Annotated in this window: 22 protein-coding genes; 15 read left to right on the top strand and 7 right to left on the bottom strand. The window is 57.5% G+C overall.

Annotated features, from left to right (window positions below; all coding sequences use genetic code 11):
- Positions 1-323: 323 nt before the first annotated feature.
- From EQV93_RS07855 to EQV93_RS07820, 8 genes are all read left to right on the top strand, one after another.
- Positions 324-593: a short-chain dehydrogenase gene (locus EQV93_RS07855; RefSeq protein WP_240891297.1), complete on the top strand. Its 270-nt coding sequence runs from the start codon at positions 324-326 to the stop codon at positions 591-593.
- A gap of 283 nt (positions 594-876) precedes the next feature.
- Positions 877-1,857: a WD40/YVTN/BNR-like repeat-containing protein gene (locus EQV93_RS07850; RefSeq protein WP_122782279.1), complete on the top strand. Its 981-nt coding sequence runs from the start codon at positions 877-879 to the stop codon at positions 1,855-1,857.
- Positions 1,854-4,283, top strand: a complete 2,430-nt coding sequence (locus tag EQV93_RS07845; protein WP_240891296.1) for an efflux RND transporter permease subunit — start codon at positions 1,854-1,856, stop codon at positions 4,281-4,283. Before EQV93_RS07850 ends, EQV93_RS07845 begins: the two co-directional genes overlap by 4 nt.
- Before the next feature lie 157 nt (positions 4,284-4,440).
- Complete coding sequence (locus tag EQV93_RS07840; RefSeq protein WP_122782281.1) at positions 4,441-5,685, top strand: helix-turn-helix transcriptional regulator; 1,245 nt, start codon at positions 4,441-4,443, stop codon at positions 5,683-5,685.
- A gap of 90 nt (positions 5,686-5,775) precedes the next feature.
- Positions 5,776-6,543 carry an SDR family oxidoreductase gene (locus EQV93_RS07835; protein WP_146426146.1) on the top strand — a complete coding sequence of 256 codons (768 nt, stop codon included), beginning with the start codon at positions 5,776-5,778 and terminating at the stop codon, positions 6,541-6,543.
- A gap of 17 nt (positions 6,544-6,560) precedes the next feature.
- Positions 6,561-7,394 (top strand): SDR family NAD(P)-dependent oxidoreductase, encoded by an 834-nt coding sequence (locus EQV93_RS07830; RefSeq protein ID WP_122782283.1) that lies wholly within the window; start codon positions 6,561-6,563, stop codon positions 7,392-7,394.
- Positions 7,395-7,667: 273 nt separating this feature from the next.
- Positions 7,668-8,705 (top strand): Rieske 2Fe-2S domain-containing protein, encoded by a 1,038-nt coding sequence (locus EQV93_RS07825; RefSeq protein ID WP_240891295.1) that lies wholly within the window; start codon positions 7,668-7,670, stop codon positions 8,703-8,705.
- 90 nt (positions 8,706-8,795) lie between these two features.
- Positions 8,796-9,824, top strand: coding sequence for an AraC family transcriptional regulator (locus tag EQV93_RS07820; protein WP_240891294.1), 1,029 nt, complete (start codon positions 8,796-8,798; stop codon positions 9,822-9,824).
- A gap of 389 nt (positions 9,825-10,213) precedes the next feature.
- On the opposite strand, the gene EQV93_RS07815 is transcribed toward EQV93_RS07820, so the two are convergent.
- The 4 genes from EQV93_RS07815 to EQV93_RS07800 all read right to left on the bottom strand — a co-directional run bounded on the left by EQV93_RS07815 (position 10,214) and on the right by EQV93_RS07800 (position 13,826).
- Positions 10,214-11,758, bottom strand: coding sequence for a SulP family inorganic anion transporter (locus EQV93_RS07815; RefSeq protein ID WP_146386359.1), 1,545 nt, complete (start codon positions 11,756-11,758; stop codon positions 10,214-10,216).
- Positions 11,759-11,842: 84 nt separating this feature from the next.
- Complete coding sequence (locus EQV93_RS07810; RefSeq protein WP_240891293.1) at positions 11,843-12,571, bottom strand: carbonic anhydrase; 729 nt, start codon at positions 12,569-12,571, stop codon at positions 11,843-11,845.
- A 194-nt stretch (positions 12,572-12,765) separates the two neighbouring features.
- Positions 12,766-12,987: a YgdI/YgdR family lipoprotein gene (locus tag EQV93_RS07805; protein ID WP_122782288.1), complete on the bottom strand. Its 222-nt coding sequence runs from the start codon at positions 12,985-12,987 to the stop codon at positions 12,766-12,768.
- Positions 12,988-13,151: 164 nt separating this feature from the next.
- Positions 13,152-13,826: a histidine phosphatase family protein gene (locus tag EQV93_RS07800; protein ID WP_146386357.1), complete on the bottom strand. Its 675-nt coding sequence runs from the start codon at positions 13,824-13,826 to the stop codon at positions 13,152-13,154.
- Between the two features lie 352 nt (positions 13,827-14,178).
- Between EQV93_RS07800 and EQV93_RS07795 the strand changes: the two genes are divergently transcribed.
- The 3 genes from EQV93_RS07795 (at position 14,179) to EQV93_RS07785 (ending at position 16,486) form a co-directional block, all read left to right on the top strand.
- A complete protein-coding gene (locus tag EQV93_RS07795; RefSeq protein ID WP_146386355.1) occupies positions 14,179-14,928 on the top strand; it encodes an electron transfer flavoprotein subunit beta/FixA family protein in 750 nt (249 codons plus the stop codon).
- Positions 14,929-14,930: 2 nt separating this feature from the next.
- Positions 14,931-15,875, top strand: a complete 945-nt coding sequence (locus tag EQV93_RS07790; protein WP_240891292.1) for an electron transfer flavoprotein subunit alpha/FixB family protein — start codon at positions 14,931-14,933, stop codon at positions 15,873-15,875.
- A gap of 131 nt (positions 15,876-16,006) precedes the next feature.
- A complete protein-coding gene (locus EQV93_RS07785) occupies positions 16,007-16,486 on the top strand; it encodes a hypothetical protein (RefSeq protein WP_146386351.1) in 480 nt (159 codons plus the stop codon).
- Positions 16,487-16,536: 50 nt separating this feature from the next.
- On the opposite strand, the gene EQV93_RS07780 is transcribed toward EQV93_RS07785, so the two are convergent.
- Positions 16,537-16,866, bottom strand: a complete 330-nt coding sequence (locus EQV93_RS07780) for a hypothetical protein (RefSeq protein ID WP_122782293.1) — start codon at positions 16,864-16,866, stop codon at positions 16,537-16,539.
- A 229-nt stretch (positions 16,867-17,095) separates the two neighbouring features.
- Complete coding sequence (locus EQV93_RS07775; RefSeq protein ID WP_153380443.1) at positions 17,096-17,242, bottom strand: hypothetical protein; 147 nt, start codon at positions 17,240-17,242, stop codon at positions 17,096-17,098.
- Positions 17,243-17,479: 237 nt separating this feature from the next.
- Here EQV93_RS07775 and EQV93_RS07770 point away from each other — a divergent pair, with 237 nt between their 5' ends.
- From EQV93_RS07770 to EQV93_RS07755, 4 genes are all read left to right on the top strand, one after another.
- Positions 17,480-19,144 (top strand): AMP-binding protein, encoded by a 1,665-nt coding sequence (locus EQV93_RS07770; RefSeq protein WP_240891291.1) that lies wholly within the window; start codon positions 17,480-17,482, stop codon positions 19,142-19,144.
- 32 nt (positions 19,145-19,176) lie between these two features.
- Positions 19,177-19,944 carry an SDR family NAD(P)-dependent oxidoreductase gene (locus EQV93_RS07765; RefSeq protein WP_240891290.1) on the top strand — a complete coding sequence of 256 codons (768 nt, stop codon included), beginning with the start codon at positions 19,177-19,179 and terminating at the stop codon, positions 19,942-19,944.
- A gap of 10 nt (positions 19,945-19,954) precedes the next feature.
- On the top strand, positions 19,955-21,145 hold the full coding sequence (locus EQV93_RS07760) for an acetyl-CoA C-acyltransferase (protein ID WP_240891289.1): 1,191 nt from the start codon (positions 19,955-19,957) through the stop codon (positions 21,143-21,145).
- Positions 21,146-21,282: 137 nt separating this feature from the next.
- Entirely contained in the window at positions 21,283-22,056 is a 774-nt protein-coding gene (locus EQV93_RS07755; RefSeq protein WP_240891288.1) for an enoyl-CoA hydratase, read from the top strand.
- 411 nt (positions 22,057-22,467) lie between these two features.
- Here EQV93_RS07755 and EQV93_RS07750 read toward each other — a convergent pair whose 3' ends face one another.
- Entirely contained in the window at positions 22,468-23,619 is a 1,152-nt protein-coding gene (locus tag EQV93_RS07750) for an MFS transporter (protein ID WP_240891287.1), read from the bottom strand.
- Between the last annotated feature and the right edge of the window lie 90 nt (positions 23,620-23,709).

The following is a 23,709-nucleotide window of genomic DNA, read 5'->3' as shown; positions in this document are numbered from 1 at the left end:
TAAAAGCCTGTTTTCCCTCACTTGAATTCGGGATGTTTCGTACGTGTTTGCCAATTGCGGGGCAGACTTGGCGACGCCTATAGTCGGCGCTCGCTTAACGGCGACCGGGTTTGGCGACCTTGAAGACATTTAGAGAGCAGTTGTTATATTTGGCTGAGCGTGTATTTTGCACCGCGATGCTTTATGGCTGCTGTGCGTGGGAGATCCTTGGATCTGCCGGGGTTCCTAAATGTTTCCGGCTCGCCAACCCGCGCACAGTGGCCACCTGTTTTTGTTTGGCGACGAAACCGGGTGGCTCTCATCAAACATTTAGGAAATGACTCATGACGAACACTCCGCTTATCCCGATGACCGCCATCGACTGCCTTATCCCCGCCATATTGATAGACCGCAATGCCCCAGCTGATGTGCTCCATGCCAATGCAGCAGCCCGCATACTGGCTGCGACCCAAATGATGGAAACCCTGGCCCACCGTGACCTTGAACTGGCCGATGCAGTCGACCTCAAACAAATCGCCACCGTTGCAATGATTCTGCTGCGTGATGGCTGCGACTTGCTGGATGTACTGGGCTGGCGTTTACGCCCCGAGTAGGCGCTGACGAGCTCTGCGAGGCTGCGCTCAACGACCTGGCGACGATTGCATCGTCGAACGCAGCCCTCGTTCCTCGGCAGCGGCTACAAGGCCCCCCCAAAAAAACACCACCGGCCCTCAGCTAGGCCATATGGACGATGTGTCCATGACCGACCAGTCCGATTATCCAAGGCAGGTTCCCGCCACCTCACCGCCGAGATGGCTCGAGCATCCACGATAATAAAAAGAGGACTGGCCGCATGTCTTTTGCCCAGCAATTGCCTCCCGTCGCGAGGTGCCGACCATGCGCTCGATGATCGGATACCTGGTGTGCCTGATCGTCGCGGCAACCATCGTTTTCACCTTTACCCCTCACAAAACTCAAGACGTCGCGTCCGCTCAGTTGCGCCCCGATCGCTTACAAGTCAATGGCATGCTCTACCTCGATCAACGGGTCGTGGCAGTGGGGGAGCGCGGCAATATTTTACTCAGCGATGACCAGGGTTCGTCATGGCAGTCAGCGGTGGTCACGCCTCAACGCGATTTAACCCTGACCGCGCTCGTCGCCCTGGCCGACAAAAGTCTTCTGGCAGTCGGTCACGATGGCTGGATTCTGCGCTCCGAAGATGAGGGCGCTCACTGGACTGAAGTGCGTTATGACGCCGAGGTGGCCGAGCCTTTGCTCGGCATCTGGAATGCAGGCGGTAAACGCGTGATGGCGTTTGGCAGTTTTGGCAAGTTTTATCAGTCCGAGGATGACGGCCGTACCTGGCAAACCCAACCGCTGGAAGTCGACAGTGCGCACCTTAATGGCATGGACGGCGGCAGCGATGGCCGGCGCATGCTGGTGGGCGAGCAGGGGCTGGTAATGCGCAGCGCCGATGGCGGTCATAACTGGGAGAAGCTCCCGCCTTTTTATAACGGCTCGCTGTTCGGTGTGGTGCGTCTGAGCGCTGATCGCTGGGTCACTTACGGTATGCGCGGGCATGTGTTTGTCAGTCAGGATTTCGGCAAGAACTGGTCTGCGGTCGACGTGGGTAACACGCTGCCCTTGTATGGCCATGCATTACTGCCCAATGGCGCCGGTTTGTTGATTGTCGGTGCAGGCAGTTCGTTGGTGCGGCTGGACGGTAACGGCCATCTGGTCAACGTGACGCGCTTGCCAGGGTTGGGCACGTTGACGTCAGCAGTATTGGCGGGTGCTCAACGCTTGCTGGTGGGGGGCGAACGCGGTGTGTTTCAAGGCACTGACGGCAGTGTTTCCGCGCTGGGAGGCAGCCGATGAGTATTGATAAATCGGCGACCACTCGTGTGGTCGAGCGCATGGCTGACCTGCTGATTGAATGGCGCAAAGGGTTGTTGGCTCTGTTTGTCGTATTGACCGTTGCGCTGGGTTACAGCGCGACCCACACCCAACTCGATCCGGGCTTTAACAAGCAGATCCCGGTGCGCAATGCGTTTATGGTCAACTTTCTCAATTTCAGCCAGTACTTCACGGGGGCCAACCGCTTCCTGGTCAGCGTGAAGTGGAAGGGCGAGGGCGATATCTATAACCCGGAGTACCTCGATACCCTGCGCAAAGTCACGGACGATGTGTTCTTTATCAACGGCGTCAGCCGCGCCAGTGTGGCGTCGTTGTTTACCGCCAATGTGCGGTATATCGAAATCACTGAAGAGGGCTTTTTTGGTGATGTGGTGGTGCCGCCACGCTTCACCGGGTCTCAGGATGATTTAGCCCAGGTGCGCAGTAACGTGGCCCGCTCGGGGCAGGTCGGGCGCCTGGTTGCCAACGATTTAACCTCGTCGATGGTGCGTGCCGATTTGCAGGATCTTGACCCGCAAACCGGCAAGTCGGTGTCGTATGCAGACGTCGCCAAGCACCTTGAAGACATTCGCGCCAAGTACAGCAATGCTGATATCGAGATCAATATCGTCGGCTTCGCCAAGCTGGTGGGCGATGTGATTGAAGGGTTGACCACGGTCATCGGCTTTTTTGTGATTGCCTTTGTCATTACCGGGGTGATGCTGTGGTTTTACTCGCGCTCCTGGCGCCTGACGGTGGTTGCGCTGTTGGTGGCGCTGTTGCCCGTGGTGTGGTTGCTGGGCCTGCTGCCGTTGCTGGGCCTGGGCATCGACCCGATGTCGATTCTGGTGCCGTTTCTGATTTTCTCCATCGGCGTGTCACATGCGGTGCAGATGACCAATGCCTGGAAACAGGATGTACTCGCCGGTAGCCCTTCGGTGCAGGCGGCGCACACGGCCTTTTGCAAGATTTTCATTCCAGGTTCGCTGGCGTTGCTGATGAACGCATTGGGCTTTGGCGTGATCATGCTGATCGATATTCCCATCGTGCATGAGCTGGGGGTGACGGCGTGCATCGGGGTGATGCTGATGATCATCACCAACAAGCTGATGCTGCCGATCATTCTTTCGTATTTGCAGCTTGAGCCCCGGGCTTTGGCCCAAGGCCTTAAAGCGGCGCAAGGCAAGCACGCGTTGTGGTGGAGATTGTCGGCGCTGGCCGAGCCCAAGCCTGCGTTGGCGGTGTTTGCGATCAGCTTGTTGCTGCTCGGTGTAGGCGCCTATAAGGCGCGGGATCTGGCCACCGGGGACATAGGCGCCGGTGCACCGGAGCTGCGTGCAGACTCGCGTTACAACCAGGACAACCAGAAGATCATCAACAGTTACTCGATCGGCCTGGATGTGATGTCGGTGTTTGTTCAGGTCAAGGGCATTGAAGAGGGCTGTTTGGCGCCGCAGGTGATGCGCGCCATCGAGTCATTTGATTTTCAAATACGCAGCGTGGCGGGTGTGCAGTCGGTGCAGAGCGTTGCCGGCATGGGCAAAAACGTGATTGCCGGCAACAACGAAGGCAACCCGCGCTGGTCGGCCATTCCAGGCTCCGAACGCGGCCTGAGCCAAGGCGCGCGTGCTTACATGCCGGATGACGGGCTGGTGACTGAAGGCTGTCAGCGCATGCAGATTCTGGTGTTCCTGACCAATCATGAAGGGGCAACGGTCAGCCATGTGGTGAACGAGACCCAGCGCATCATCGCCGGGCTGCAGAGCAATGAAGTGCAGTTCTTGATGGCGGGCGGCAATGTCGGGGTCATGGCGGCGTCCAATGAGGCGGTCAAACAGGCCGAAGTGGTCATGCTGGCGGCGCTGTTCGGATCGGTCGCGCTGTTCTGCTGGCTGACGTTCGGCTCGTTCCGCGCAGTGCTGTGCATCCTCGTGCCCTTGGCGATTGTGGCCATTTTGTGTAATGCCTTGATGGCGACACTGGGCATCGGCCTGAAAGTGGCCACCTTGCCGGTGATGGCATTGGGGGTCGGTGTCGGGGTGGATTACGGGATTTACCTGTATGAGCGGATCGCTCACGAAATGCGCGACGGCAAGGACCTGCGCCATGCTTTTTATGAAGCAATGTGTCAGCGCGGAACCGCAGCGGTATTCACCGCGCTGACCATGTCCATCGGTGTGTGTACCTGGGCATTTGCGCCCCTCAAGTTCCAGGCCGACATGGGCGTATTACTGTCATTTATGTTCCTGGTCAATGTGTTAGGTGCGATCTTCCTGCTGCCCGCGTTAGCCGCCTGGTTCAACTTGGGACGGCCGCTGGTCAAGGTAAAAGTGCCCCTTAAAAGTGCATCGGCCGGTCACTACCCGCTCAAACAGAGCGTGGCAGCTAAAGACGCGTCAAACCGTTGAAATAGAGGGCTTGACGGAGTGGAGTGACAAGCAGCATAAAGACACGCTTGGTTTTTTTCGCACAGCTGTTAAGGAGTTTTCTTACGCTGTGAGCGCGAGTAATAAGAACAATAAAAAGGGCAGGCCATTGAGCCTTGCCCGTTGCGAGGGAAAGTCCGTGGATAAAGTGACCTTGAATCACCAAACCCTGGCCAGTCTGGGGCTCGAATTGTCTGACTACGATCAAATGGTCGGCAATTTTTATGATGGCGCACTGGACCCGAAGGTGATGGGTCGGACCCTGTGTGCCGTACGCAGCATGTTTGCGGCGAACTACGCGACGTTGATTTTGCGCGTGCCCGATCAGCCTGATTTGGGCCTGATGATCGTGGCAGGTGATATTGAGGGTGAAGGTGAGCTGACTTACCAGACGTACCCACAGACCAACACGCCTTTTATTGGTCAGGCGCTGGATCAGGTGTTCACGGTCGAAGACATCATGACCGAGACTGACTGGGTGCAATCGGCTTACTTCAAAGCCTACTGCGGCCCGCAAAACGTATTTCATGTGATGGGCGCTGACATCTCCACGCCGGACGGCGGCAAGTTGCGCTTTCGCATCACCCGGCCAAAATCGTCGCCTAAATTCTCTGATGCAGAGCGCGCCTTGTGCGCCATGTTCCTGCCGCATTTGCGTCGGGCCTTGCACTTGCACAACTTATTGGACCGCAGTGAGTCCATGAGCGAACTTTACGCCCAAGCCATCAATCGGCTCTCGGTGGCTACCATTGTGCTCGACGAGAGCGGCAAGGTGCTGCGCCTTAATCCTGTCGCCGAAGAAATGCTTAAAAGCGCCGATGGCCTCAAGGTGGTCGGTGGCCGTCTGGAAGCCACCTACCCGAGTGACAACCGCGAGTTGCAACGCCTCATCAAGCACGCTTTTTGTCCTGAAGTGCGCGATGGTGGCGTGACGGCAGACGCCATGTCTGTGACCCGGCCATCGGGTCAGGTCAGTCTGGGTCTGGTGGTGGAAGCGATTCCCTCACTGGAATGGGCCGAGGGCAAAAGCAAACCTGCGGCTGTGATCTATATCCGCGACTCGGTGGGCAAATCGCTGGCCAGTGAGGTCGTCACCAAGCAATTGTTCAACCTCACCAAAGCTGAAACCGCATTGGCCATGGAGTTGGCGAACGGTTTGTCCCTGGAAGAAGCAGCGGAAAACCTGAACATACGCCGCAACACGGCGCGGGCTCATCTACGCTCGATTTTTTCCAAGACCGGGGTGCGTCGTCAGACCGAACTGGTGAGGATTTTGCTGAACAGTGTGGTCGCCTTGGGAAAGCCCAAGTGCGCCTTGCGCGCAGTTGAGTCGGTGATTGTGCCGGCGCCGCAGTTGGCGCGCTCGGCTCGTCAAAGCGCTTAAGCGTTGTCTACTGGCCCAAGGGTGCCCAACACCCTGTCGGTCACTCGTCAGTCAGGCACGGATCGTGCCTGCATCATCAAGGAATGTCTTATGCCCGTTACAGCTGTCAGCGGTTCTGCGTCTGGAATCGGCGCTGCGGTGTGTGCCCGATTGCGCGCCGCAGGCCACCGCATCATTGGAATAGACCGCGCCAATGCCGAGGTGGTCGCGGATCTGTCGACCCGTGATGGCCGTCAGGCGGCGGTGGCTCAGGTACTTGAGCAGTCCGGCGGGGTGCTTGACGGGTTGGTCTGCTGTGCAGGTTTGGGGGTGACGGCCACGTCCAGCAGTCTGGTGCTGGCGGTGAATTATTTTGGCGTCACTGAGTTGCTTGATGGTTTGGCCGATGCCTTGGCTAAAGGTCAACATCCGGCCGCTGTAGTGATTGGTTCGGTGGCTGCCACCCACGCCGGTGCAGACCAGCAACCGATGGTCGGGGCGATGCTCGCCGGCGACGAGGCGCAAGCACTGACCCTGGCCGACACACTGGCTCAGCCGCACATTGCCTATGCCAGCTCCAAGTACGCGGTGACCTGTCAGGCGCGGACCAAGTCGGTGCAATGGGCCGCTCAAGGCATTCGCTTGAACGTCGTTGCACCGGGTGCCGTAGAAACGCCCCTGCATCAGGCGGCCAAAGATGACGCGCGGTTTGGCAAGTCGGTACGTGAGTTTGTGGCGCCCCTGGGCCGTGCCGGGCATCCCGAAGAAATTGCCAATGTGGTGGCGTTTTTGCAATCCGCACAGGCCAGTTTTGTCACCGGCAGCGTGGTGTTTGTCGACGGTGGTATGGACGCAATGGTTCGCGCACAGCGTTTCTGACTTATTAAGGACGACACATGAGAAAAGTGGCATTTATTACCGGCGCCAGCCGGGGCATTGGTCGCGAAACCGCCTTGGCTTTTGCGCGTGCGGGGTTTGATGTGGCCATTAGCGCCCGCAGCCTGGATGAGGGCCAAAGCCATGCTCACGGCCTGCGCAATCCGGACGGCACGGCGCTGCCCGGCAGCTTGAACGGCACCGCTGCGGCGGTTCGCGAACTGGGGCGCAAGGCGTTGGTGGTGCCGATGGACTTGCTGGACAGCGACTCCGTTCTGGCGGCCAGTGAGGCAGTGTTTGCCGAGTATGGCCGGGTTGATGTGCTGGTCAATAATGCGATTTATCAGGGCAGTGACCTTAATTTGCCCTTTATGGAGTTGCAGCCCGAGACGCTGGAGCGGGTGTTCCAAGGCTATGTCATGACTCCGTTTCTGCTGACCCGTGCCGTGGTTGCCAAGATGCTGGAGCAGGGCGGCGGAGTGGTCATCAATGTCACCTCGGGGGCCGGTGAAAGCGACCCGCCGGTAGCCGCGGGCAAGGGCGGATGGGGGTATGCCTATGGCGCGGGCAAGGCGGCCGTGTCGAGGTTGTCGGGTATTTTGTCGATCGAGTTGGGCGACCAGGGTATTCGCGCGTACACCCTCAATCCGGGTGTGGTGACCACTGATGCCTTGCGCGCCACTATTGGTGACAAAGGGGTGATTGCCTTGCGAGGAGGGTCGGCACCTCCTGAAGTCCCGGCGGCGGTCATGCTCTGGTTGGCTACCGATGAGGCTGCGGTTGATCATCAGCGTAAAACCATTCACTGCCAGCCTTTTGCCCGTGAGCACGGGATCGTGGCTGATTGGCGGTGAAGGGGCCTGTTGCTCGCCGCTGACGAGGAGCGAAGGCTGCGTTCGGCGATGCAATCGTCGCACGTGCCAGGCGTGCGGTGTGCCTGATGCACTGGATTGAATGTAGTTGCGACGGCTTTGCCGCCGGACGCAGCCTCGCACCACTCGACAGCTGCTACGAAGATTTTTCGGTCACGTGATTATCTAGTCCAAGTGAACGATGAGCGCGCTTGTCTCCTCGGGGAAGATCACTCAGGCAGGCGCCCTGGCCCTTTAACCTGAGGAATAATAAAAATGACTAAACTCGCTGAAATCCATGTCGAAAATGCCTTGGCTCCGCGCTTTGGCCGTGGTTGGCATTGTTTGGGGGATGCAGATGAGTACCGTGATGGCAAGCTGCATACCCTGAATGTGTTCGGCACCCGTTTACTCGCTTTCGCCACGTCCAAGGGTGAGATCAGTGTGCTTGATGCCTACTGCCCGCACATGGGCGCTGACCTGTCCCAAGGCACGATCGAAAACGACCGTGTGGTGTGCGCGTTCCACCACTGGCAGTACGACGCCAGTGGCAAATGCGTTGAAATCCCCTACTGCAAGCGCATTCCGCCCAAGGCCAAAACCCGTGCCTGGCAGACCTGTGAAGTGAATAAACTGCTGTTTGTGTGGAACAACCCAGAAGGCAAACCGCCTGCTGAGGATGTGGTTATTCCGCACCTGCCTGAGATGGACAGTGACGAGTGGCTGCACTCCTGGCACATGGACAAGCTGATCATCAACACCAACCCTCGCGAGTTGGTCGACAACCTGGTCGATGCCCAGCATTTCGGCCCGGTTCACGGCACCCCGACCAAGTACTTTCACAATATTTTTGAAGGGCATATCGCCCATCAAATTTTCCATGGTGACTCTGAGCGCCTGGGTGGTGATTTGGTCGCAGAGTCAGCGTATTTTGGCCCGGCCACGCACTTCACGCGCATGAGCGCGATGTTTGACGGGATAGAAATCAAGTCGATCCTGCTCAACTGCCATATACCCATCGGCCCCAATAGTTTTGAACTGCGTTTCGGCTGCATGGTGAAAAAAGTACCGGGCTGGACGGATGACCAAAATGAAGCGTTGGCCATCGACTACGTGCAGCGCAACCGTGACTCGTTCTATCAGGACGTCGACATCTGGACTCACAAAGTTCGCATCAATAACCCGGTGCTGGCGGAAGGTGATGGCCCGGTCTATCAGTTGCGCGAGTGGTATCAGCAGTTTTTCACCGATGAAGCCAGCGTGCCGTCGAACATGGCCGAGCGCCGTGAAATCACCACGGTGGATAATCGCTGATTGAGCCACGAGGCTCTACAGTGCTGGCTTTTTGATCCGGGCCTTTTAAGATGAGCGGCATCTGCCGGTCAAGGGCTTGGATCAAGGCCAATGTTGAATAAAGACACCATCTCCATGCATCTGGTGCGCGAAGCGCTGCTGCACAGTTGCGCGTCACCGAGTATCAGAGACGACGTGCTGGTCGAGGTCGGGATCGCCCCGGCACTCTTGAATCAGCCGGATTGCCGTGTGCCGGCAACCGTCTATGCACGGCTGTGGCGACTGCTGGCGCGGCGTCTGGACGATGAGTTCTTTGGCATGGACCCGCGCAAACTCAGGGCGGGCAGCCTTGCATTTATGTGTCGCGCGGCCATGGCCCAGCCCACTCTGGCGCAGGGGTTGGACGTGGTATTGGGCTTTTTGTCGTTGATGCTGGAGCGTCTGCCCGCCCATTTGGTTCGTCAGCAAAGCCTGGCAGAGATTGTCTTGCACGAGCCTGAGACAGACCCCAACCGTGCCTTCACTTACTTTACCTACTGGATGATTGTGCACGGTGTGGCCTGCTGGCTGGCCGGGCGGCGGATTCCGATTCTGGCTATTGAGCTGCGCTGTGCGGCCCCTGATTACTGCGATGACTACCGGGTGATGTTTTCCGAAAACCTGCGTTTTGATCGCCCGCGCACGCGCATGATTTTCGCGGCTGAGTGTCTGGATCTGCCCCTCAAACGCAGTGCCCTGGAGCTGCAATGCTTTCTGGCAGAGGCTCCGGCTAACATTCTGGTCAAGTACCGTGATCCGCTCAGTTTGGCCAGCCAGATCAAACAGGACTTGCGGTTGTTGCCAGCCGACCAGTGGCCGGAAACAGAGGGCGTGGCACAAGGGTTTCACATGTCAGCGTCCACCCTGCGTCGGCGTTTGGCCGACGAGGGGCAGACCTATCAAGGGCTCAAAGACGGCGTGCGCAAGGAGCTGGCGATCCAGTGGCTGGGCGAACCGCAATTGAGCTTTGCCGACATTGCCCAGCGTTTGGGTTTTGCCGACACCAGCTCGTTTTACAAAGCCTTTCGCAAATGGAGCGGGTCTAACCCGGGTCATTACCGCAGTTTGATTTTGGGCAGCCCGCACACCGCCCACCTGTAGCCGCTGCCGTAGGCTGCGTTCGGCTGCGCAGCAGTCGTGAACCTGACACACCGCATTCTCCGGATTTACGACGGCTGCGCCGCCGAACGCAGCCTTCGTGCCTCGTCAGCGGCTACATGCATCAAATGGAGCGGGTCTAAACCGGGGTATTACCGTGAACCTGACACACCGCATTCTCCGGATTGACGACGGCTGCGCCACCGAACGCAGCCTTCGTGCCTCGTCAGCGGCTACATGCATCAAATGGGGCGGCTCCAAACCGGGGCATTACCGCACACCTGTAGCCGCTGCCGTAGGCTGCGTTCGGCTGCGTAGCAGTCGTGAACCTGACACGCCGCATTCTCCGGATTGACGACGGCTGCGCCGCCGGACGCAGCCTTCGGCAGCTGCTACGCGAGAGTCTCTTGCGCAGGGGCCGAGCCTATGCCCGTGGTTGTTCGCAAGCGCCCCTCCAACCTGCGTTTGAGGCCACGAGGTTCGATCATCAATTTAGACCCTTTGGCCGCATTGGCCCGGCCCCACTCTTCAAACAGTTCAAGGCAGGCGTGGTCGATGTAGCTCAGGTAGTTGAGCGGCACATGCAGGGTGCTTCCAGCAGGCACCTTCGCCAGTATCTGGGTCAAGGCTGGCACTTTGAGGAAGGTCGCAGCACCGTTCAAACGTAACTCCATTTCGTCTGCCTGCGGCAAGTCAACCAGGCTGATCTTGAGCCTCGATGCCTTCCACGCCAGTTTTGCCAGCGTCAGGCCGAACCCAACCAGAACGCCGGTCAACAAGTCGGTGAAGATGATTGCCAGCGCTGTGGCAGCGTAGGTGAACATCGGCATGCGCCCATAGCGTGCCAAACCGCGAAAGGCCTTCAGGTCGACCAGCTTGAAGCCGGTATAAACCAATACCCCCGCCAGACTCGCTATCGGGATGCTTTGCAGCACACTGGACAGCAGCAATACAAAGGCCAGCAGCCACACGCCATGAAAAATAGCGGATAGCCGCGTGGTTGCCCCCGCCTGAACATTCGCTGAGCTGCGCACGATAACCCCCGTCATGGGCAGCGCACCTACAATGCCGCAGAGCATGTTGCCCACGCCTTGGGCGGTCAGTTCTTTGTCGAAATCGGAACGTTGGCCGTTGTGCATGCGGTCTACCGCTGCCGCTGATAACAGGGTCTCGGCACTGGCGATAAAGGCGACTGCGAAGGCTGCGACAAGCAAGCTAGGGTCGGCCAGGTTCAACAGGTCGGCAGGGCGCAACCAGTCAATCGCTTCTGCCAGATTTTCCGGGACTTCAACCCGCTTGACCTGCAAAGCCAGCAGCAAACTGACCCCGGTGGTCAAACCCACGCCGAGCAAGGCACCCGGCACAAAACGCAACGTTTGGGGGCGCCATTTATCCCATGTCCACATCACCAGCATGGTGCTCAGGCCCAGCAGGCCGGCTTGCCAGCCAAGGCTTGGAATGGCCTGGGCGACCGCTGCCGGGAAGCCCGAGAGGTTGTCCAGCCCTGACGGCTTGGGCACTCCGTCGAGCATCACATGCACTTGCGACAAGACGATCAACACACCAATGCCGGCGAGCATCCCGTAGACAACCGCCGGAGCGGTCACGCGAAACCAGCAGCCCAGACGAAGCCGCCCAGCCACCAGTTGTAAAAAACCGGCCAATAGCAAAATCGGCCCGAGCATGGCGATGCCATGTTGGCGCACCAACTCGAACACCAGCACGGCCAGGCCGGCTGCCGGGCCACTGACTTGCAGGGGCGAACCGGCCATCCAGCCCACTACCAGGCCGCCGATGATACCGGTGATCAAGCCTTTGGCCGGTGGCATGCCCGAGGCGATGGCAATGCCCATGCACAAGGGCAGGGCGACCAGAAACACAACCACAGAAGCCAACAACTCCCGTGGCAGTACTGCTTTTAATTGGGAAGCACGCATGATGATTCTCCCTAAGGATTGTTGAGGCGCAGCGAAACCTGGCGGCTGTTACAGCGGCCACTGCCTTAACCCGTGGGTGATGGTTTAGAAACGCGCTTTAGGTGTTGCGCAAGGGATTGCCTGTGCGTTGTCCAGCGGCAGGAAGTGCCCCAATTCTGCGTCGTAGGCTTTAATCTGGCTGGTCTCGATGTTGTAGACCCAACCATGGATAAACAATTGACCGTTGGCGATGCGTGACGCCACTGAGGGGTGAGTGCGCAGGTGCTGCAATTGAGCGATCACGTTCTCTTCAGTCAGCGCGTGCATGCTGTCCGCTTCAGTGGTGCAGTTGCAGTGGTCTTGCAGCATGCTTTTGGCGACTTCGGCATGGCGCAACCAGGCTTTGACGGTGGGCATTTTGCTCAGGCTTTGTGGGTTGAGCACGGCGCGCATGGCGCCACAGTCAGAATGCCCGCAGACAATGATGTGCTGAACACCCAGCACCAGATTGGCGTACTCAATGGCCGTGGAGACGCCGCCATTCATCTCGCCATAGGGCGGCACCACATTGCCGACGTTACGGGTGACAAATAAATCGCCGGGAGCGCTTTGGGTGATCAGTTCGGGAACGATTCGGGAATCGGCACAGGCAATGAACATGGCCCGAGGGTGTTGCGCCGTCGCCAGCTTTTTGAACAGGTCTTTCTGTTGGGGAAAGACCTCGTGATGAAAATGCAGAAATCCTTCTACGATCTGCTGCAGCGCTGCGTCGACATGCTCCGTTGCGGGATGGGCAGTTGCTGCAGCCTGCGGCTGTGTGACTTTATGATCCATCATTCATCCTTTGTGGCAGAGCCAGGTGAGTAAGTTCGAGTCAGGGGTGACTCAAGGCCACAGTAGCGGGCCAAACTTAACTAAACCTTAATTAACCGCTCTGGCACGGGCGTTTGATGGTGGCACAAAGCAATCGTACGAGCCTTTTCCGAGAGACGAAAACCGCTGGCAACGACCCCGGCCCAGGTGTTTCATCAGTCGGATTTGACGGTGGCTACATCATCGGCCTTGACCTTGATGTGCTTGCCGGCAATGTCCACAAACTCGTAAAAACCATCTTTGTTGGTTGTCGTGGGCAGGTCTTTGGTCAGGTATTGCGTGCCATTTTGCAGGGTCACCAGTGTAGGGGTGGCGCAGCCCGCCAATGCCAATGCCGCCACCATTAACCACGACAAACCTATAACGTTGAGCTTCATGCCAGTCCTTGAGTCGTTCGCAAATAAGTAGGGGTTGATCGTGCCAGGCCCAGTTCAATAACCGTCTGGAACAGTAATTGCCGGGTATGACAGCGATTTTTCCAAAGAGTGCGTCAGAGTGTGGGCGTTTTCATGTATGAATTCAAAAACTGTGAGTGCGTTGATCAGGTCGGACAGGTCTGCGTGCCATGATCAAGCCCTTGCTTATCAAGGCGGCTGACCAGCGTGGCCTTGCCGTCTTTCCAGGTCAGGGTCAGCACGTACAGAGAGTCAAAGTCCTCGCCAGACCAATCTTCGGTCAATGTGGTCTTTTTACCCAGAGCCTTGCCAGCAACGCTGTTGATCAGTTCGGGCAAATAACCGTGGGACCACGCGGTGTAGATAGTCGAGTTGTGATACTTGTCGTCAGTCAATTCGTTCGCAAGGGCGCGCGTGTCGTTGGCGGAGAATTGCAGATTGACCGGCAAGCCCAATTTTATGGCACTGGGGTTGATGGTCATCAATGGGCGCACATAACTGTACGCGTCATCTGCTGCGCCTTCTTCGACTTCCCGCGAGGGGTTGGCGGCAAATACATAGTTAGCGCTGCCGTAGCGCTGTGGCAGCAAGGTGGCAAGGTCGATGGCCCGATTCAAACCCTGGCAATTGAGTTGCCCAAGGCCATCGGCCGGTTTTTCAGCGTGACGCATAAATACCAGGGTTTGCACGCCATCGACCGGCTGAGCAAAGACTTTATCGGCATGTACGGCGAGGGTGGTTGCACCTGTGATCAGAAACAGCGAGCTAAGCGCCAAAGCATAAGGTTTGAGTCGAGGTTTGATCCAGACTGACAGGTTCATGGGGTTCTTCTGTGTACTGCTATTAGGGCCGACCGGCCTGGCACATCGAACGGGGTGCGTCGAGTGTTTGTCCCTGTCGTTAACGCAAGTCCTGTTGCTTTCCTTCCTGTTAATGAAGTGTTTATTAGACGCCTTTTCCAACATTGGTTCGATTCTACTTACGTCAAATGACGATTTGACCTACGTGAGGAGCTAATAACAGCTGTTTTTGTGTGACCAAATCATTCGGCTGCTTTAAATCATCCCGCGATGCAAAGCCGTGCCACCTAACCCGAATGGTCGATACGCAGGGCAGGGGCTCAGCGTTATGGTGTTGTGTCTGTACTCACAGGACCTATCGGGGGACGAAACAATGAAGGTGCTGGCCTGTATCAAACGCGTGGTCGATTACAACGTTAAAGTGCGCGTCAAAGCGGACAACTCCGGCGTCGACCTCGCCAACGTCAAGATGTCGATGAACCCCTTCTGCGAAATCGCCGTGGAAGAAGCCGTACGCCTGAAAGAGAAGGGTGTTGCGACTGAAATTGTCGTCGTCTGCATCGGCCCGACCACTGCTCAAGAGCAACTGCGTACCGCGCTGGCGCTGGGTGCCGATCGCGCCATTCTTGTTGAGTCTGGCGAAGACCTGACGTCGCTGGCCGTGGCCAAGCTGCTCAAGGCGGTGGTGGACAAGGAACAGCCTCAACTGGTGATTCTGGGCAAACAGGCCATCGACAGCGACAACAACCAGACTGGCCAAATGCTGGCTGCGCTGACCGGCTATGGGCAGGGCACCTTTGCTTCGAAAGTTGAAGTGGCAGGCGACAAGGTTGCTGTTACCCGCGAAGTCGACGGCGGCGCGCAGACGGTTTCTCTGAAACTGCCTGCGATCGTCACCACCGACCTGCGTTTGAACGAGCCGCGTTATGCATCCTTGCCAAACATCATGAAAGCCAAGAAAAAGCCGCTTGAAGTGCTGACGCCTGACGCGTTGGGTGTTTCGACGGCGTCGACATACAAAACCTTGAAAGTCGAGGCGCCCGCAGCACGCAGCGCAGGCATCAAGGTCAAGTCGGTGGCTGAACTGGTCGAGAAACTGAAAAACGAAGCGAAGGTAATCTAATCATGACTATCTTGGTAATCGCAGAACACGACGGTAAAACGCTGGCTCCGGCTACGCTGAACACCGTAGCCGCCGCTGCCAAAATCGGTGGCGACATCAACGTTCTGGTTGCAGGCCAGGGCATTGGCGCTGTGGCTGAAGCGGCCGCGAAAATCGCTGGCGTGGCTAAAGTGCTGGTGGCTGATGACGCCGCTTACGCACATCAACTGCCAGAAAACATTGCCCCACTGGTGGCTGCTCTTTGTTCAGAGGCGGGGGGTAAAAGCTACAGCCACATTCTGGCTGCCGCTACCTCGAACGGCAAAAACATCCTGCCGCGCGTTGCTGCCCAGCTGGACGTTGATCAAATCTCCGAAATCATTTCGGTCGTCAGCGCTGACACCTTCACCCGCCCAATCTATGCCGGTAACGCCATCGCTACCGTGCAGTCGACTGCGCCGGTCAAAGTGATCACCGTGCGTGCCACCGGTTTCGACCCGGTTGCCGCTGAAGGCGGCTCGGCTGCCGTTGAAGCGGTTGCCGCGGTTCACGATGCAGGCACTTCGTCGTTCGTTGGTGAAGCGCTGGCCAAATCGGACCGCCCTGAGCTGACTGCTGCCAAAATCGTCGTGTCTGGCGGTCGTGGGATGCAGAACGGTGACAACTTCAAGTACCTCTACACGTTGGCCGACAAAATGGGCGCTGCCGTGGGGGCTTCCCGTGCGGCCGTTGACGCAGGCTTTGTAGCCAATGACATGCAGGTTGGCCAGACCGGCAAAATCGTTGCGCCACAGTTGTATATCGCGGTCGGTATTTCTGGGGCGATTCAACACTTGGCGGGCATGAAAGACTCCAAAGTGATTGTCGCGATCAACAAGGACGAAGAAGCCCCGATCTTCCAGGTGGCTGATTACGGTCTTGTTGCGGATTTGTTTGAAGCGGTGCCTGAACTGGAACTTGCTGTATGAATAAGTCCTTAGGCGTAGACGATTTTTGAAACAATGCTTTTTGTAGACTGTGCTGTGCCTTCTTAAAGTGATGTGTACATTCCCGGGGGTGTAACCCAGTTGCACCCAATCACTTATTTAGAGGATGAGACATGTCGGGAATGATTCTAAAAACAATAATTGCCGCTTCTGTAACCACGCTGTTATCCCTGACGGGGACTGCTCATGCGGCGGTGCCTGACCCTTTGCATATAGTCGGTAACTATAAGTGCACAGGCTTTGACAGCCATGATGGCTCATTCAACGGCGACCTGACGTTTACGCTCAATGACACGGTCAGCCATTTCGACAAAAGCTTTGGTGCCTACACCTTCAAACTTGTTGTGGAACTGGGGGGCGAGAAAGCGACCTACAGCGGATATGCCGCGGCTCAAGGCCAGTTGTTGTCCATGTTCTTTGCCAACGACAGCGCAGAGGCACCCACGGATCGGGGCACGGGGATAGCCGTCATCACCCACGATCAAGACAGCGAGGGGAAGTACATCACCACCTTGCACAAATCGTATTACCTGCCCGACTACAAGGGCGGTGGACGCGGCACTGAGAGCTGCATTAAAACAAGCACACGTTAATAATAAAAAAAGCCCTGGAGAGTCTCCAGGGCCTTTGAATAACCGCTTGATCAGCTGTAGCTATTAACCTTGACCAGCGTTGATTCGCTTTGAGCTTGTTTCCAGCTCAGGGACAACGTTTGCAATACACGCTCAAGGTACTCTTTATCGGCTGCGGCCTTCTTGCCAACATAGCCATGACCACGGCGGTACATTTTCAGACGGGCACGCATTTGCGGATGTTGCTCTTCGAATCGGGTCTCTTCTTCGCCGCAAGGTAGCGGGTCCAGATGTACATCACCGGTTTCGTTGATCCACAGAATATGATTGTCCAACGAGTCTTTACGAGTGGCGAACAGTTTAGCCAGCGCATTAACAGACGGTTGATTATTCAGGTTCATAGCTAACTCCTTGACCACGCGTTGATCTGTCTAATTGATTCGCGCAACTGCACGTGCAGCGCTACGTAGTGTTTATCCAAAGCAGATCGGGTCTTGAGTTCGTCAACATGTAGCCGCTGTAAAAAGCACTACATCTACAGCGTAAAGCGAGGGAGAGCAGCGTGAACCAGGATGCCTGAGTGACATGACGCATCAGCCACAAGCTTCTTGAGGACGTTTCGCTAGCACCTCACGCCACTAAACGTGGACGATCAAGCCAGGTCAGCTTCATCAATTCTGCCTTGTGGGCAGTACCTATCCCGGAACAGCCCGACAGCTCGTCGAGCATGCTTGCAACAACCCTTTCCAGCGCTTCCGGTGGGGAAGACGTCTGCATAATGCGTCGGGAAAATCGGGTCGTCAAGACATATGTAGTGATTATTTTAAGGCACTACATATGTGACTTGGCAGTCTCTTTTCAGCCTTCCGGTCACCCGTTGCCAGACGGATCATTGGCCAAAACAGTCAGCCAGCTTGCGCGGTTTGGCCATTGTGGCAACGGCTCTGCAAGGCGAATATCAACGGGATGTTTCACGGTTCCCATCCTAAAAACAAAGACCGAGGGATTCTGTTGATGCGTGACTATCTGACCGCGATGAATGACTTCGAATACCCGCGTACGGTCATGGAGACCCTTCATGGCCAATTGACTGCGCTCAATGCCTGTGTCGAATGCTGTGATCGCCACGCTTTGCCGGGCAGGATTGCGCTGTTCTGGGAAGGGCGCGACGCCAGTAGCGCGACCTACACCTTTACGGAGTTACAGGATAAAAGCGCCCGTTTTGCCAACTTTCTGTTGGCTCAAGGGGTCACGCAGGGCGACAAAGTGGCGGGTTTATTGCCCCGCAATGTTGAGTTGTTGATTGTGGCATTGGCCGCCTGGCGCATTGGTGCGATCTATCAACCGCTGTTCACCGCATTTGGTCCTAAAGCCATTGAACATCGACTGAACAGTTCAGGCGCGGCCGTAGTGATCACCGATGGCACCAATCGCTCCAAGCTGACCGAAGTCAGCGACTGCCCGCCTGTCGTGACCGTTGCTGGCGCAAAAGGGCAGGGCCTGGTGCGCGGTGATTTCAGTTTTTGGGCCGAACTGGAGAATTACTCACCTGTCTGCGACCCCGTGATGTTGACCGGCGAAGATCCTTTCCTGCTGATGTTTACTTCAGGTACAACCGGCCCCGCGAAGCCGCTGCTGGTCCCCCTCAAAGCCATCGTTGCCTTCAACAGCTATACCCGCGATGCGGTGGATTTGCGCCCCGAAGATGCTTTCTGGAATCTGGCCGATCCGGGGTGGGCCTACGGGATCTACTTTGGCATCACCGGCCCGCTGTCGATGGGGCATCCGATCACGCTTTACGATGGCCCGTTCACGGTCGAAAGTACCTGCCGTGTAATCAAAAAGTACGCCATCACCAATCTCACCGGCTCACCCACGGCTTATCGCCTGCTGATTGCCGCCGGCGAGGCGTTTTCAAGCAAGATCAAAGGTCAACTGCGCGCGGTCAGCAGCGCTGGCGAACCGCTGAACCCGGAAGTGATTCGCTGGTTCGACGAGCAACTCAACGTCACCATTCATGATCACTACGGCCAGACCGAAGTCGGCATGGTGCTGTGCAACCACCACGGGCTTACTCACCCGGTTCACAGAGGGGCCGCAGGGTTTGCCTCGCCGGGCCACCGGATTGTCGTGCTCGATGACAACCATCAGGAATTGCCTGTGGGCCAGCCGGGTATTTTGGCCGTTGATCGCAGCCAGTCGCCGATGTGCTGGTTTGGTGGCTATCTGGGGATCAAGACCAAGGCCTTCGTCGGCGATTATTACTTGAGCGGTGACACCGTGGAGTTGAACGCAGATGGCAGCATCAGCTTTGTCGGGCGCAGTGATGATGTGATTACCACGTCCGGTTATCGCGTGGGCCCTTTCGATGTGGAAAGCGCCTTGCTTGAGCACCCGGCAGTGATTGAAGCCGCTGTGGTGGGCAAGCCCGATGCCGAGCGAACCGAGTTGGTCAAAGCGTTTGTGGTGCTCAGTTCGCACTACGCGGGCGATGCTCAATTGGCTGAAACCTTGCGCTTGCACGTGCGCCAGCGTCTGGCGGCCCATGCCTACCCACGAGAAATCGAATTTGTCAGCGAATTGCCGAAAACACCGAGCGGCAAGTTGCAGCGCTTCATTTTGCGCAATCAGGAAATCGCCAAGGCTGAAATGGCCGCAAGCGCAAAAAGCACCGCCTGATATTTTTTTAATGACGTCGTTCAGGACATTCCATGCAGATTGAGAACAAGGTTTTTATCGTCACTGGCGGTGCTTCGGGGCTGGGGGCCGCTACGGCTGAAATGCTGGTGAAGGCGGGTGCCAAGGTGATGCTGGTCGACATGAATGCCGAGGCCGTCGCGGCACAAGCGCGGGCACTGGGTGCGCAGACAAGCAGCGTGGTTGCCGATATCAGTCAGAGTGAGGCGGCGCAAGCCGCAGTGGACGCTACCGTCACGCAGTTTGGCGGGGTTAACGGGCTGATCAACTGCGCAGGGATTGTGCGCGGCGAAAAGATTCTGGGCAAAAATGGCCCGCATGCACTGGAGAGCTTCAGTCAGGTGATTAACGTCAACCTGATCGGCAGTTTCAACATGTTGCGTCTGGCAGCTGCCGCGATGGCTCAAGCTCCGGCCGATGCTGAAGGTGAGCGCGGTGTGATTATCAACACCGCGTCTGTTGCCGCGTTCGATGGCCAGATAGGGCAGGCGGCCTATGCCGCCTCCAAGGGCGCCATTGCCAGCCTGACATTACCGGCGGCGCGGGAACTGGCCCGCTACGGGGTTCGGGTCATGACCATTGCCCCGGGCATTTTTGAAACGCCGATGATGGCGGGCATGACCCCCGAAGTGCGCGAGTCGCTGGCCGCTGGCGTGCCGTTTCCGCCGCGTTTGGGCAAGCCTGCCGAGTATGCTTCGCTGGTACGCCATATCATTGAAAACAGCATGCTCAATGGCGAGGTGATCCGTCTCGACGGTGCCTTGCGCATGGCTGCCAAATAAGAGGTGAGAAATGACTGTCAGCAATGACCCGATCGTGATTGTGAGCATTGCCCGTACGCCTATGGGGGGCTTTCAGGGTGAGTTGAAAGGTCTGACCGCGCCGCAACTGGGCGCTATTGCGATTCGTGCCGCGGTTGAGCGCGCAGGTGTGGCGTTTGAAGGGGTTGAAGAAGTGCTGTTCGGCTGTGTGTTGTCAGCCGGTCTCGGTCAGGCGCCTGCCCGGCAAGCGGCCTTGGGGGCAGGGCTGGACAAGGGAACGCGTTGCTCCACGCTGAACAAGATGTGTGGCTCGGGCATGGAGGCAACCATTCTGGCCCATGACCGGCTAGTGGCAGGCAGTGTCGATGTAGTGGTCGCGGGGGGCATGGAAAGCATGTCCAATGCGCCGTATTTGCTCGACCGCGCGCGCAGTGGCTACCGCATGGGGCATGGTCGGGTGCTCGATCACATGTTTCTTGACGGTCTGGAGGACGCCTATGACCGTGGACGCTTGATGGGTACCTTTGCTGAAGATTGCGCCCAGGCGCATGGTTTTTCACGTGAAGCTCAGGATGCGTTTGCCGTGACTTCGCTGACCCGTGCCCAGCAGGCCATCAAGGACGGCCGTTTCAGCGATGAAATCGTGCCGGTGCCGGTCACTGTCGGCAAGGAGCCGCGACTGATCACGGATGACGAACAGCCGCCCAAGGCCAATCTGGCAAAAATCCCGACCCTCAAACCCGCTTTCCGTGAGGGCGGTACGGTGACCGCTGCCAATTCCAGTTCGATATCCGATGGCGCGGCAGCCTTGGTGTTGATGCGCCGCTCACACGCCCAAAAGCAGGGCTTGCAACCCTTGGCAGTGATACACGGCCATGCGGCGTTTGCCGATGAGCCGGGCCTGTTTCCGACGGCCCCAGTGGGTGCCATCAAGCGTTTGATGAGTAAGACCGGCTGGAGCCTGAGTGAGGTTGATTTGTTTGAAATCAACGAGGCGTTTGCAGTGGTCAGCCTGGTCACCATGGGCGAATTGGACATCCCGCATGACAAGGTCAATATCCACGGGGGTGCCTGTGCGTTGGGTCACCCTATTGGGGCGTCGGGTGCACGTATTTTAGTCACACTGATTTCGGCACTGCGCCAACAAAAGCTCAAACGGGGTGTTGCAGCGATCTGTATTGGTGGCGGCGAGGCCACGGCCATCGCTGTGGAGTGTCTGTAGCTCTTCACCAAGGCGCGCCAAAACGTTGCAAACCCTTGGCGGTTATGGCTATTTGACTGACTGCTCGCTGGAGCGGATCTAGCACAATATTCAGCGCAGGTTCATTTCGCGCAATTTTTGAATCGAGGACGTTTTCGATGAGCTACGAATGCATTTTGTTGGACATTCACGGGCATGTTGGCCTGATTACACTGAACCGGCCGCAGGCGTTGAATGCCCTCAATGCGCAGCTGGTCAGTGAAGTGAATCACGCGCTGGATGTGTTGGAAGCCGATAGCACCATTGGTTGTATCGTCATCACCGGTTCGAAAAAAGCCTTTGCGGCGGGTGCCGACATCAAGGAAATGGCCGACCTGACGTACCCGCAGATCTATTTGGAAGACCTGTTTTCAGACAGTGATCGTGTAGCGACACGGCGTAAACCCATCATTGCGGCTGTGGCCGGCTTTGCCTTGGGCGGCGGCTGCGAGTTGGCGATGATGTGCGATTTTATTTTGGCCGGTGACAACGCCAAATTTGGTCAGCCTGAAATCAATCTGGGCGTACTGCCGGGTATGGGCGGTACCCAGCGCCTGACCCGTGCCGTGGGTAAGGCCAAGGCGATGGAAATGTGCTTGAGCGGACGTTTGATCGGTGCTGAAGAGGCTGAGCGTTCCGGTCTGGTAGCGCGTGTAGTGCCGGTGGATGAATTGCTGGACGAGGCGCTGAAAGTGGCGGCGCTGATTGCCAAAAAATCCTTGCCGGTCTTGATGCTGACCAAGGAAAGCGTCAACCGTGCGTTTGAAGTCAGCTTGTCGGAAGGCGTGCGTTTTGAGCGCCGGGTGTTCCATTCGCTGTTTGCGACCCAGGATCAGAAAGAAGGCATGGCGGCGTTTGTCGGTAAGCGTGAGGCTGAGTTTAAAAACCAGTGATACGCGATAGGTAGGATTAACGACTGCTTTGCAGTCGGACGTAGCCCGCGGAGCTCGATAACGGCTACGGATCGTGGCCGCGATTGGGGTTTTTGATCTGGCTTTTGATCTGGTTTTTGATCTTGGGGCCCCGTTAAACCACGCTGGCCGCAGGCGGGTATTGCGCAGTGGGTAACCCGGCAGGACGCCGGGTTAGCCGCGACACGGCCATGGATGGCCGATCGCGGCGTGCCCACGGAGCAATGCCTGCCTGCGGGTATGCCGAGCCACGGCGAGGCACCGAGTGGAGGGGCAAGGATCTTTTGGTTCCTTTTGGGTCCTTCTAAAAGGGACGCGCCGTAAGGGCGCAACCTTAAGTAGCCGTTACCGAAGCAATGGATATATACCCAAATACTGCGGTTACTGGGCGCGTCATACCCGCAAAATCCGCCCACTGATGGCCACGGCAACTAGCAGTGTGGCAATCAACAAAAAGGCAGTGCTCAAACTGCTGGCATGGGCAATAAAGCCGATGGCCGCAGGGCCAGCCAGAATGCCCGCATAGCCCAATGTCGTAATGGCCGGTACGGCAATGCTTGCGGGCATCAGCGTTTGTTTGCCCACGGCGGTATACAACACCGGCACGATGTTGGAACAGCCCATGCCAACCAGCCCGTAACCGACCAGCGCAACCTGCCAGCTTGTGGCGAGTGTTGCCAATATCAACCCGGCGGCAGCTAACAATCCACCCACGATAATGACCCGGCGTGCCCCCAGATGGCTGACGATGGTATCGCCCAGCAACCGTCCTGCGGTCATGGTCAGCGCGAAAGCGGCGTAACCCAGACCTGCATAAGCCTCATCAATCTGCTTGTCGGCGGTCAGAAACACGGCGCTCCAGTCCAGCATCGCGCCTTCTGCCAGAAACACCACAAAGCACAGTAAGCCGATAAACAGCACCACCCCGTGCGGGACGGCGAAAGCCGGACCGCTGCTTTCACTGCCATAGGGCAACAGATGCGGTGCCGCTTTGATCAGGGCGGCGAGGATCAGCGCAATCACCACTGCAATCGCCCACAGGGGCGTCAACCCTAGCGCCAGCAGGGCGCTGACCCCGGCGGCCCCGGCAATCCCGCCGACACTGAACAGGCCATGAAAACCCGACATCATCGTGCGTCCGCTGGCGCGTTCGACGATGACCGCTTGCAGGTTGACGGTGGAGTCAACTGCGCCCAAACCTGCGCCAAACAAAAACAGGGTGGCGATCAACAAGGGGACTGAGCTGACCGTGGCCAGCAACGGCAGGGCCAGACAAATCAGAACCGTGCCTGCGCTGAATACGCGGCGACAGCCGTAACGCGTCGCGAGAATGCCGGAGATGGGCATGGCCAGAATGGAACCGGCACCCAGGCACAGCAGCAACAACCCCAGCGTGGCTTCATCCAGCCCGGCACGGGCCTTGGCGTATGGCACCAGCGGTGCCCAGGCCGCAATGCCAAAACCGGCAATGAAAAAGGCAATACGGGTGGACATTTGTTCGAGACGGCCTGGAGCAACAGGCGTCTGGGTGTTGATGGCGGTCATGGGCGTCCTTGTCGATATACAGTTTGGCCTGCAAGAGAGGGTGTGCAAAACCCGTGTAGCCGCTGACGAGCAGGGCGAGGCTGCGATCGG

This window comes from Pseudomonas sp. TMW22091, assembly GCF_022496705.1.
GTDB classification, from domain to species: domain Bacteria; phylum Pseudomonadota; class Gammaproteobacteria; order Pseudomonadales; family Pseudomonadaceae; genus Aquipseudomonas; species Aquipseudomonas saxonica.
The sequence above is the reverse complement of the archived record's forward strand: the minus strand, read 5'-3'. Positions and strand labels throughout refer to the sequence as shown.